The sequence below is a fragment of the Ruegeria sp. CG3 genome (assembly GCF_056537205.1).
Genome location: NZ_JBQFRC010000002.1, coordinates 528,054 through 538,713 on the forward strand (window position 1 = coordinate 528,054; position 10,660 = coordinate 538,713).

Genomic DNA, 10,660 nt, shown 5'->3' on the forward strand with positions numbered 1-10,660 from the left:
GGGCGATTATGTCCTGTTGCGTCCGCTGGTCAACTTGATAGGTGTCCCGGCCGAACCGATCAACAACCCCATGTGTCAGGAATTTCGCCATGACCCGCCTTTATGCCATTCTTGCAACCGTCGTGCTGGCCGTGGGCCTGGGCGCCATGTGGCTGATGACGCGCGGCGGCGGTTCGGACGACAAGTTTGCGCAGTGCCGGTCCAGCCAGATTGCAGGCGGTACCGCAACCATCGGCGGCCCGTTCGAGTTGATCAACTCCAAGGGTGAAACCGTGACCGACAAGGACGTGATCACCGAGCCCTCGCTGATCTATTTCGGTTATACCTTCTGCCCCGATGTCTGTCCGCTGGACACCACCCGCAATGCCGAGGCCGTCGACCTGCTGACCGAGCGCGGTTATTCGGTCACTCCGATCTTCATCTCGGTGGACCCAGACCGGGACACCCCCGACGTCGTGGGGGATTTTGCCTACAACCTGCATGAAAAGATGATTGGCCTCACCGGCACGCCGGAACAGGTCAAGGCCGCGAGCCAGGCCTACAAGACCTATTACAAGGCCCAGGACAAGAGCGACGAGTACTACCTGGTCGACCATTCGACATTTACCTACCTCGTTACGCCGCAGGACGGGTTCCTTGAGTTTTTCAAACGCGACGCGACGGCCGAGCAGATGGCCGACACCGTTGCCTGCTTTGTGGACCAGGCGGCAGAGTAACCGTCGGTTTGACCTTTGGTGTGGCGCTGCTAATACTCATCTCAAAGCCTACCGGCATGAAATAGCAGAAAGACCACACCATGGCAGACATTGCTCAGCTTGACATCGGCCCCGACAAATCCCTGCTTCTGGTGGATGATGACGAGCCGTTTCTGAGACGTCTCGCCAGAGCGATGGAAAAGCGCGGGTTCGAGGTGGAAACCGCCGGTTCCGTCGCCGCCGGACGCGCGATCGCCACCGCCCGCCCGCCTGCCTTTGCCGTGGTGGACCTGCGGCTCGAGGACGGCAACGGGCTGGACGTGGTCGAGGTGCTGCGGGAAAAGCGCCCCGACAGCCGGGTCGTGGTTCTGACCGGATACGGTGCAATTGCGACTGCCGTGGCGGCGGTGAAAATCGGCGCCACCGACTATCTGTCGAAACCTGCCGACGCCACCGACATCACCAACGCGCTGCTGGCCAAGGGCGACGAACTGCCCCCGCCCCCCGAAAACCCCATGAGCGCCGACCGCGTGCGGTGGGAGCACATCCAGCGGGTTTACGAGCTGTGTGACCGAAACGTCTCGGAAACAGCGCGGCGTCTGAACATGCACCGCCGGACCTTGCAGCGGATTCTGGCGAAACGCAGCCCGCGGTAGCTTTTTGCCGATCGGCACTATTCTGGCAACAGGCTTGGGAAATCAAGAAATTAAGGTTCGCCTACAACTTCCACTGAACCTTCGCCAATAAGGTCCTGAAGTTCTGTAGTGGAACGCCTGCCGGCCCGTCTGCTTGTGCGGATCGCTTCACCAGCAATTCGAACCACCTCAGGGGACGAAGCAAATTTCGAGTGACTTGTGCTTTGAGAGTCCTGTACTTGGCTGAGATCAATAACGGTGACTCCTGACCTTGCGAGTTCGGCGGCATCGGCCGCGCCAACACGGTCGACTCCGCCAGAAATGAACTTCGAAAAACTCAAGGCTCCGTCGTCCGAGGATACGAGAACAAAGATTTTCTGATTGTCGTGGGTGATAGTTGAGAGCTGGCTTTCGAATACCGCCAAATCGATATCGGGTGCCGCCAGAATTATGTTTCGAATTTTTTTGTTGGGATTAAACTCGCCAGCAATTTCGGCTTGTGAGATGGCTTCCATCGTAAGGAACGCTCCCATCGAAAACGCGAGTATGTCAAATTGTTGAGCCTGTGATCGCGAAATGATCTCACCGGCTTTCAAAAAGTCTGATCTGGCAGCGAGGGCGCTGTTGATATCGTAGACGTATTTCAGAGTCTCTGCAGCAGACGCCCATGACATCAATACGGGGATCCCGTCATACTCGGTATCCTCGACAAACTGTGCCAATCTAAGGATGGCATCGCTCAGGGTCGTGTTGTAGCCGTGCACAAAGACCAGAACGTTTCTGTCGGAAACGCTGAGGTTCAGTAACTGATTGTCAATTTCAGAAACAAAGGCGGCTTCCGAAACATAGACTTTTGGTTCAACTATGGTGAAGTGCTTTGAGGCAATAGGTGGCAGAGAGCTGGCTCTTTCAATTTTCCCTGCTTTGTGAATTGGCGGGATGGTGACGACTACTGAAGCCAAGCCCAAACCCTCACCGCGGTCACCGGAAAAGAAGACCCCTTCTGCACCGGACGCTTGACGCGTCGTGGCAATGAAGACTGTTTGGCGCTTGGCCTCTTTTACCTCAGATGCAGGAAGTCTTGGATTATCGATCCCTACCAATTCCGGCGGGCGGCCGCACGAAGCCGCTCCCAGCAACATCATCGTGGATAAACACAGAAGCCGGAATGCGCGCGGTAGATCCGAAGTTCCAATTCTGAGGCGTTTCATACAACGACGATCACTCGGCTCGGTTGCGCCTCATTAGACTGACGGTGTCGTTCTTCTGTCAACCGACGAACGCCGGAGCCGCTCTTTTTGGCTCAAGCAGTGTCTTCTCTGCGGTACGATATTGAGTAAATGAGGCCGTTCTTCGGAGTTTAGACACACGGACTGCGTGGGCGCCGCAAAGGCAAATATGCGGCTGGGGGCAAGCAAGATTCCGTTGCCATTCGAGTTTCAAAGCTCCGCCAGCAGCTCCGCATGGCGCGCCGTATATGCCTGCCGCACATCAACCGGTGGCCTGAGTGTGATCTGCAACCCCTCCATCACCGCCGCGTCCGGTCGGCCAAAGAACTTGGTCGCCTCGGCCTCGGAAAATCCCGCGATCTGGGTGGCCTCCATCCACGCGCTGATTTTGTCGGCCTTCTTGATCTGACGTTTCACCGTTTTCGGCACCGCCGCGGGCAGGCCAAAGCGGATGTGGATCGCCGCCGCCAGCCGGTCGTCCAGCGCGCCGTAGCCCGGGCCGACCGCGGCCTTCACCGGCGAGATCATGTCGCCGATCACATATTCCGGCGCATCGTGCAGCAGCGCCGCCAGCCGCCATTTCACCGGCGCCTTGGGGGCGATCCGGCCGAACAGCTCTTCGACCAGCAGGGAATGCTCGGCCACGGAATAGGCGAAATCACCCGCCGTCTGGCCGTTCCAGCGGGCCACGAATGCCAGCCCATGGGCGATATCCTCGATCTCGATATCCACCGGCGTCGGGTCCAGCAGGTCCAGCCTGCGGCCCGACAGCATCCGTTGCCATGCCCTAGGTTGTGTTGCCATTCTGCCATGCCCCATGTTGCCCACCGTGCCCGAGACCCGGTTTTGTGCTATGCTTAAGCCATCCTGATCACTGGCTGCCAACAATTTCTTGAGCAATCGTGCTTTGAACCGGCACCTTGTGATCACGACATGAAGACTGAGGGGGGCACGCGCTCCTCCCAGTGTGCCCCTCTCGGATTGAAACCCAACCGAAAGGAGCCTGTCATGTTCAAGCGTGTATTCGGACTGGCACTTGTCTTTGGAATGGCTGCGGCAGCGCCGCCTGCATTGGCACAGAACTGTGCCTTGCGCGGAGATGTGATCGCCAAACTGCAGCAATCCTATTCAGAGGAGCTTGCCTTTGGCGGCTTGCAGAACTCGCGAGGCGGACAAACGGTCATGGAGGTATGGGCCTCACGCGAAAGCGGGACCTATACCGTTCTGGTGACCCACGCCAACGGCATCAGCTGCATTGTCGCCGCCGGCACCGATTTCTTTGAAGCGATCCCAAAGATTCAAGCCGAGGGGACGCCCAGTTGAACTGAGCGCCGCTCGCGGTCCACTGCCACCCACATTGCCACTTTTCCCCAACGGTGTTAGGGGCTGCCCAAACCGTTGTTGATCGGAATGGAGCATCTGATGGCTGGCGACTACATCGTCAAAGACATTTCACTGGCCGGGTTCGGCCGCAAGGAATTGGATATCGCGGAAACCGAAATGCCGGGCCTTATGGCTCTGCGTTCGGAATACGGCGACAACAAGCCGCTGAAAGGGGCGCGCATCGTCGGGTCGTTGCACATGACGATCCAGACTGCCGTGCTGATCGAAACACTGGTCGCGCTGGGCGCGGATGTGCGCTGGGCGTCGTGCAACATCTTCTCGACCCAGGACCATGCGGCAGCGGCCATCGCCGAGGCGGGCATTCCTGTCTTTGCCATCAAGGGCCAGACTCTGGAAGAGCATTGGGACTATCTCGACAAGTCTTTCCTGTTCGAAGACGGCCCGAACATGATCCTGGATGATGGCGGCGACGCCACGCTGTACATCCTGCTGGGCGCGCGCGCCGAAGCGGGCGAGGACATCATCCCCGTCCCGTCCTCGGAAGAGGAAGAAGTCATCAAGGCGCAGATCAAGAAGCGGATGGCCGCCAGCCCGGGCTGGTTCACCAAGGTACGCGATCAGATCAAGGGCGTGTCCGAGGAAACCACCACCGGCGTCAACCGCCTGTATCAGCTGGTCAAGGACGGCCAACTGCCGTTCCCGGCGATCAACGTGAATGACAGCGTCACCAAGTCGAAGTTCGACAACAAGTACGGCTGCAAGGAATCGCTGGTCGACGGTATCCGCCGCGCCACTGACACGATGATGGCCGGCAAGGTTGCCGTGGTCTGCGGTTATGGCGACGTGGGCAAGGGCTCGGCCGCCTCGCTGCGCGGCGCGGGCGCCCGCGTGAAGGTGACCGAGGTCGACCCGATCTGCGCCCTGCAGGCCGCCATGGACGGGTTCGAGGTGGTTCTGCTGGAAGACGTGGTTTCGACCGCCGACATCTTCATCACCACCACCGGCAACAAGGACGTGATCCGCATCGAGCACATGCGCGAGATGAAGGACATGGCCATCGTCGGAAATATCGGCCATTTCGACAACGAGATTCAGGTGGCCAGCCTGAAAAACCACAAATGGACCAACATCAAGGACCAGGTGGACATGATCGAGATGCCCTCGGGCAACCGCATCATCCTGCTGTCCGAAGGCCGTCTGTTGAACCTGGGCAATGCCACCGGACACCCGTCCTTCGTGATGTCGGCCTCGTTCACCAATCAGGTTCTGGCCCAGATCGAACTGTTCACCAAAGGCGACCAGTACGAGAACAAGGTCTATATCCTGCCCAAGCACCTGGACGAGAAGGTTGCACGCCTGCATCTGGACCGGATCGGCGTCAAGCTGACCAAGCTGGACAAGGAACAGGCGGATTACATCGGCGTTACGCCCGAAGGCCCGTTCAAGCCCGAGCATTACCGGTATTGATCCGTCAGAAATACGCGGAGAAGGCGGCCATTTGGGCCGCCTTTTTTGTTGCGCTCATCGGAGCGGCGGCACGAAATCGCCGCGCCCCTGCGGCGTCAGGTCCAGAATGTTCCATAGGGGCCAGGCAGCATCGACATGGCGTGGATGCCAGTCGCTGGGCTGAAAGAACAGCTCGGAGCTCCAGAAATGGTGAATGCCATCCGCATCGCGTTGAAACACGTTCAGAATCGGCAACTGGTTTCCGTCCTCGGTCTCGGCCAGATAGTCTTGCTGGTACGTTGTATCCAACGCGGAATACAGCGGCAGATCCTGCCAGCCCATGCGCCGGCTCAGCGCAGCCAAGGCATCCGGTGTATTCTGCGCCACGACCGCAAAGGCGGTTTTTCGGGTCAGATGTGCGACCTGCCCGGTCAGCCCGTCCAGAAAGGCCGAGCACATGGGGCAGGGGTCCTGCGCCTTGGGGCCAAACATCAGCGAATACACGACCAGAGTGTCATGATCACCGAACAGGCTTGAAATCGGGGCAATTTTGCCCCCGAGGTCCCGAAAAGCGTAATCCTGCGGGATTTGGCCGCCCTTGGGCAAGGTCCGGCGCAGCGCGGCCACTTCCTCGACCCGCGCACGCAGATCGGCTTCGGCGGCCAACAGAGCATTTCGGGCGGTTCGGTATTCGGCGCTTTCGTTCGGTAGGGCGATGGTCATGGCAGTCTCCTCGACTCAAAGATTAACTAAAATGTTAAATAAAACTGAAACAATGATCAACCCGAAGGTGCGCGTATCCCTGCCTTGGGGGGAAACCGTCGGATTTTTCCCTTTGTTGAAAAGCTGTCAGCCGTTACCGTTCAGCCAGCGCCGCAAAGGCCGGAACCCAACCCACACAGGAGAGGACAATGGGAAAACGTGACGAGTTGATCGCCAAATACGCGGATGATCTGAAGAACAAATGCGGTATGACGCCGGACATTGACCTGCTGACCAAGGTTACCATTGGATGCGGCCCGGCCATCTATGACGCGGATGCCGCGACCGTCGCCGCCAGCCAGGAAGGTGAGCTGGAGACCGTCAAAAACAACTTTCTGATCAAGAAACTGGGCCTGTCGGATGGCCCCGAGCTGATGGCAGCGATCAACAAGGTCATGGAGACCTATGGCATGTCTGAGCGCAACAAATACCGCGCAGTGGTCTATTACATGCTGACCAAGCATTTCGGCAAAGAGTCGGTCTACGGCTGATTCCGCCGCGACATTCGGAAACGCCCGCCCGACTGGTTCGGCGGGCGTTTTGCATTTGAATCATAATCTATTGATTTCACGTTTGAAAAACAGCCGCGCGTTAGGCTACATTCGCCTCGTGACCAGGACGGTCAGAACCAGAGATTTCTTTGCGTGTGGTGAGTAGGGAGCACGCGGGGTAGGGAAGGTTCTGCATCGTCAGGGCCTTCCCTTTTTCTCAATCCGTCTGGGTCTCGCCCAGTTCGCAGATCACCGCCCATTCAGCATCCGAGACGGGCTGCACAGACAGGCGCGAGTTCTTGACCAGCACCATATCGGCCAGCCGTGGATCGGCCTTGATCTGGTCCAGCGTGACCGGTTTTGCGAAGGGGCGCACCGCCTTGATGTCCACGCAGTCCCACCGGTCGTCGTCGGTGGTGCTGTCGGGGTGGGCCTCGGCGCAGACCTCGACGATGCCGACGATCGCCTTGTCCTTCTGCGAATGATAGAAAAACCCCCGGTCGCCCAGCTTCATCTGCCGCATGAAATTGCGGGCCTGATAGTTGCGCACCCCGTCCCATTCCTCGCCAGTGTCGCCCTTGGCGACCTGCTGGTCCCAGCTCCAGGTAGAGGGTTCGGATTTGAACAGCCAATACGCCATCAGCCGATGACCTTTTTCCACGGGATCAGTTCGACCGATTTGAACAGACCGGCCTTGGCATAGGGGTCGTTGTCGGCCCAGGCCTGTGCGGCGGCCAGGTCCGCGACATCCAGAATGACCAGCGACCCGATCATGGCATCGCCGTCCAGAAGCGGCCCGGCCTGCGCGACCACGCCGGTTTCTTCGATATAGGCCAAGTGCGCGGCGCGGTTGTCCAGCCGGGTCTGCAGCGCGCCGTCCTTGTCCCGGGCGATCAGGGCGATAAGCATGTCATTCCTCCTTGAGTGGGCGATTGAGCAGGGATTGCAGGGCCTCGGCGACACTGTAGGCGCCACGGCTGAGCTGCGCCACCGTCTGGCAGATGGGCATGTCCAGCCCCTCGGCCGCGGCGATGGCGGCCATTGCATTTGCCGTGGCCACGCCTTCGACGGTGGTCGCGGCGTCAAAGGTCTCGTTGCGGCCCAGCGACAGGCCGAACCGGAAGTTGCGCGACAGGTCGGACGAGCAGGTCAGGACCAGATCGCCCAGACCCGACAGGCCCATCAGGGTCTCGGGCCGGGCGCCGCGCATCGCGGCAAAGCGCTGCATCTCGGCAAAGCCGCGGGTCATCAGGGCCGCGCGGGCGCTGTCCCCCAGACCCGCGCCGATGCAGGCCCCGCAGGCGTTGGCCATCACGTTCTTCAGCGCCCCGCCCAACTCGGCCCCGGTCACGTCGGTGGTCCGGTAGAGCCGCAGGTTGGCGGTGGTCAGCGCCTGTTGCAACCGGGCGCCGAGCTTTGCGTCGCCGCAGGCCAGGGTCAGCGCCGTGGGCAACCCGCGCGCGATGTCATCGGCAAAGCTGGGCCCGGTCAGCAATGCAGTGCGGGCGCTGGGCAGCACCTGTTCGATCACGGCAATCGGACCGAGGCCGGTGGATAGCTCGATACCCTTGCAACAGGCCACAAGGGTGCGACCCTGCAAGTCCGCCGCATGGTCCGACAGGACATCGCGCAGCTTTTGCATGGGCACAGCCAACAACACCACGTCGCTCTGACAGGCCAGCGTGATTTCAGCGGTCACCGTGATGGCGTCGGGCAGGGTGACACCCGGAAGGCGGGCATTATTGCGGCGGGTCGCCTGCATCGTCTGCGCCCGTTCGCCCGACCGGGCCCACAAGGTGACCGGACCCTTGCCCGCCAGTGAGATCGCCAGCGCGGTTCCGAAGGCGCCCGACCCAAGGACCGAGACGCTCATGCCTTGGCCCCCTTGCGCCCGCCGCCCAGCATGGCCGGGCTAGTCTGGTCCAGCGGCCAGCGGGGACGGGCGGTCAGGTCCAGCCCGTCACGCGCGCCCAGCCGGAATCGTTCCAATCCCGCATAGGCGATCATCGCCGCATTGTCGGTGCACAGGTGCAGCGGAGGGGCGGTAAACCGCGCGCCGACATCCGCGGAAACAGACTCTAACGCAGACCGAATGGCTGTGTTGGCCGCAACGCCCCCGGCCACGGTGATGACCGGCTCGGCCGGGTTGGTTTCAAGATACAGGGCGATGGCGCGGCGGGTCTTTTCGGCCAGCGTATCCACAACCGCCTGCTGGAACCCGGCGCACAGATCGGCGCGGTCCTGACGCGTCAGTCCGCCTTTTTCGGCCACAATCTGGTCGCGCATCCGCATCAAGGCGGTCTTGAGACCGGAAAAGGACAGATCGCATCCGGGCCGGTCCAGCAGCGGCCGCGGGAAGCGAAAGCGTTTGGGGTCGCCCTCGCGCGCCTCGGCCTCGACCGAGGGGCCACCGGGCTGGGGCAGGCCCAGCAGGCGCGCGGTCTTGTCGAAGGCCTCGCCCGGGGCGTCGTCGATGGTGCCGCCCAGCCGGGTGAATTGCTCGGGGCCGTGGGCGATCAGGTATTGGCAATGCCCGCCGGACACCAGCAGCATCAGGTAGGGAAAGGCGATCCCGTCCGTCAGCCGCGGGGTCAGCGCGTGGCCGGCCAGGTGGTTGACGCCGATCAGCGGCAGACCTGTGGCCGCGCTGATCCCCTTGGCGCACATCACCCCCGACATGACCCCGCCGATCAGCCCCGGCCCGGCGGTCACGGCCACGGCGTCCATATCCTGCAGCGTCAGGCCCGCCTGCTCCAACGCCTGCTGCACGCAGACATCCAGCTTTTCGGCATGCGCGCGGGCCGCGATCTCGGGCACCACGCCGCCGAAGGCGCTGTGCAGCTCCGTCTGGCCATGCACGACCGAAGACAGAACCTGCGCCGGTTCGCCCTCGGTCTGCCGCACCACGGCCGCCGCCGTGTCGTCGCAGCTGCTTTCCAATCCCAGAACGGTAAGTGTTTGCACCATCGGCCTGAACCATTGCATCATGATCTGGTCGCGGGGTATCACCCTGCGCCGCAGCAAACAATCCTCAAGGCCCGAACGCCCGCCCGTGTACCTGTTGATGACCCGCCCCCGCGCCGCCTCGGAAAGGTTCGTGGCGCAGCTGCCCGAACGTTTGCGGTCGCGGGTTCAGGTGGTCTATTCCCCGCTGCTGGATATCCAACCGATGGAACAGGCGGTGGACACGACTGGAATTCGGGGCCTGATCTTCACCTCGGCCAATGGCGTGGCGGCCGCCGCGGCGCAGGATGTGCGCCGGGATCTGCCCGCCTATTGCGTGGGGCCGGCCACCACCGAAACGGCCCGCCAGGCGGGGTGGGAGGCCCGGATGGCCGGCGAAACCGCCGAGGAGCTGGTGGCCAAACTGCTCAAAGAGCGCCCGGACAGCCCGCTGCTGCATCTGCGCGGCGAACACAGCCGGGGAAACATCGCGGCCCGGCTGACCGAACTGGGGCTGACCGTGCGGGAACAGCCGGTCTATCGCCAGCAGCTGCTGCCTTTGACGCCCGAGGCCCAGGCGGCTGCGGCTGGTTCGGACCCGGTGATTGCGCCCTTGTTCTCGCCGCGGACCGCGCGACAATTTGCCGAACTTTGGCCCGGACCGGCACCGCTTTTGGTCGCAGCGATGAGCGGACCGACCGCCGAGCCCCTTGAAAACTTGGCGATTGCCCGTTTGCGGATTGCCAAACGCCCGACCCCCAAGAAAATGCGGAAAGCCGTGAAAAAACTCGTTAAATACGCGATCCGGCTTGAGGGTGCGATGGGCGCGGATTAACTTGGACGCGTCTGCGCGTCAGGTTTTATGGGAATCGACAGGGGGAAGTGACGGTGGCTGCCAAGAAAGACACAGACCAGAAACCGGCCGACGACCCCAAGGTCGAGGAGGTGCCCGAAGCGGTCGACGCCAAGACTGACGCCTACTCGCTTGACCCGGAAGATCGGGTTGAACAAAGCCCTTCCGAAGCCGAAGCCGAAGCCGAAGCCGAAGCCGAAGCCGAAGCCGAAGCCGAAGCCGAAGCCGAAGCCGAAGCCGAAGCCGAAGCCGAAGCCGAAGC

Annotated in this window: 13 protein-coding genes and 1 pseudogene; 7 read left to right on the forward strand and 7 right to left on the reverse strand. The window is 61.5% G+C overall.

Annotated features, from left to right (window positions below; genetic code table 11):
- The first annotated feature begins 89 nt into the window (after nt 1–89).
- Nucleotides 90–716 carry an SCO family protein gene (locus tag ACR0NB_RS13165; protein ID WP_170340640.1) on the forward strand — a complete coding sequence of 209 codons (627 nt, stop codon included), beginning with the start codon at nt 90–92 and terminating at the stop codon, nt 714–716.
- A gap of 80 nt (nt 717–796) precedes the next feature.
- Entirely contained in the window at nt 797–1,351 is a 555-nt protein-coding gene (locus ACR0NB_RS13170) for an ActR/PrrA/RegA family redox response regulator transcription factor (protein ID WP_170368977.1), read from the forward strand.
- 50 nt (nt 1,352–1,401) lie between these two features.
- On the opposite strand, the gene ACR0NB_RS13175 is transcribed toward ACR0NB_RS13170, so the two are convergent.
- Both ACR0NB_RS13175 and ACR0NB_RS13180 read right to left on the reverse strand, forming a co-directional pair.
- Nucleotides 1,402–2,475 carry an alpha/beta hydrolase gene (locus ACR0NB_RS13175; protein ID WP_480775907.1) on the reverse strand — a complete coding sequence of 358 codons (1,074 nt, stop codon included), beginning with the start codon at nt 2,473–2,475 and terminating at the stop codon, nt 1,402–1,404.
- A gap of 294 nt (nt 2,476–2,769) precedes the next feature.
- Complete coding sequence (locus ACR0NB_RS13180) at nt 2,770–3,363, reverse strand: HD domain-containing protein (RefSeq protein WP_170368976.1); 594 nt, start codon at nt 3,361–3,363, stop codon at nt 2,770–2,772.
- A gap of 204 nt (nt 3,364–3,567) precedes the next feature.
- On the opposite strand from ACR0NB_RS13180, the gene ACR0NB_RS13185 reads away from it, so the two are divergent.
- Together ACR0NB_RS13185 and ahcY are read left to right on the forward strand one after the other, a co-directional pair.
- Nucleotides 3,568–3,882: a hypothetical protein gene (locus tag ACR0NB_RS13185; RefSeq protein ID WP_170361060.1), complete on the forward strand. Its 315-nt coding sequence runs from the start codon at nt 3,568–3,570 to the stop codon at nt 3,880–3,882.
- Nucleotides 3,883–3,981: 99 nt separating this feature from the next.
- Entirely contained in the window at nt 3,982–5,370 is a 1,389-nt protein-coding gene (ahcY, locus tag ACR0NB_RS13190) for an adenosylhomocysteinase (protein ID WP_480775908.1), read from the forward strand.
- Between the two features lie 54 nt (nt 5,371–5,424).
- Here the strand turns inward: ahcY and ACR0NB_RS13195 are convergent, their stop codons facing one another.
- Entirely contained in the window at nt 5,425–6,072 is a 648-nt protein-coding gene (locus tag ACR0NB_RS13195; RefSeq protein ID WP_170340633.1) for a DUF899 family protein, read from the reverse strand.
- A gap of 188 nt (nt 6,073–6,260) precedes the next feature.
- Between ACR0NB_RS13195 and ACR0NB_RS13200 the strand changes: the two genes are divergently transcribed.
- Nucleotides 6,261–6,602 (forward strand): DUF2853 family protein, encoded by a 342-nt coding sequence (locus ACR0NB_RS13200; protein WP_480775909.1) that lies wholly within the window; start codon nt 6,261–6,263, stop codon nt 6,600–6,602.
- Between the two features lie 217 nt (nt 6,603–6,819).
- Here ACR0NB_RS13200 and ACR0NB_RS13205 read toward each other — a convergent pair whose 3' ends face one another.
- The 4 genes from ACR0NB_RS13205 to tsaD are packed head-to-tail and all read right to left on the reverse strand — an operon-like array spanning nt 6,820 to nt 9,569.
- Nucleotides 6,820–7,242: an EVE domain-containing protein gene (locus tag ACR0NB_RS13205; RefSeq protein ID WP_480636921.1), complete on the reverse strand. Its 423-nt coding sequence runs from the start codon at nt 7,240–7,242 to the stop codon at nt 6,820–6,822.
- On the reverse strand, nt 7,242–7,511 hold the full coding sequence (locus tag ACR0NB_RS13210) for a YciI family protein (protein ID WP_170405519.1): 270 nt from the start codon (nt 7,509–7,511) through the stop codon (nt 7,242–7,244). The genes ACR0NB_RS13205 and ACR0NB_RS13210 overlap by 1 nt, the downstream gene beginning before the upstream one ends.
- Before the next feature lies 1 nt (nt 7,512).
- The gene (locus ACR0NB_RS13215; RefSeq protein ID WP_480775910.1) at nt 7,513–8,475 is read right to left on the reverse strand and encodes an NAD(P)H-dependent glycerol-3-phosphate dehydrogenase; all 963 of its coding nucleotides are present in this window, start codon (nt 8,473–8,475) and stop codon (nt 7,513–7,515) included.
- A complete protein-coding gene (tsaD, locus tag ACR0NB_RS13220; RefSeq protein WP_480775911.1) occupies nt 8,472–9,569 on the reverse strand; it encodes a tRNA (adenosine(37)-N6)-threonylcarbamoyltransferase complex transferase subunit TsaD in 1,098 nt (365 codons plus the stop codon). Before tsaD ends, ACR0NB_RS13215 begins: the two co-directional genes overlap by 4 nt.
- A 19-nt stretch (nt 9,570–9,588) precedes the next feature.
- Between tsaD and ACR0NB_RS13225 the strand changes: the two genes are divergently transcribed.
- Nucleotides 9,589–10,380: a uroporphyrinogen-III synthase gene (locus ACR0NB_RS13225; RefSeq protein WP_480775912.1), complete on the forward strand. Its 792-nt coding sequence runs from the start codon at nt 9,589–9,591 to the stop codon at nt 10,378–10,380.
- 53 nt (nt 10,381–10,433) lie between these two features.
- Nucleotides 10,434–10,660, forward strand: a pseudogene (locus tag ACR0NB_RS13230) (hypothetical protein); the annotation flags it as partial.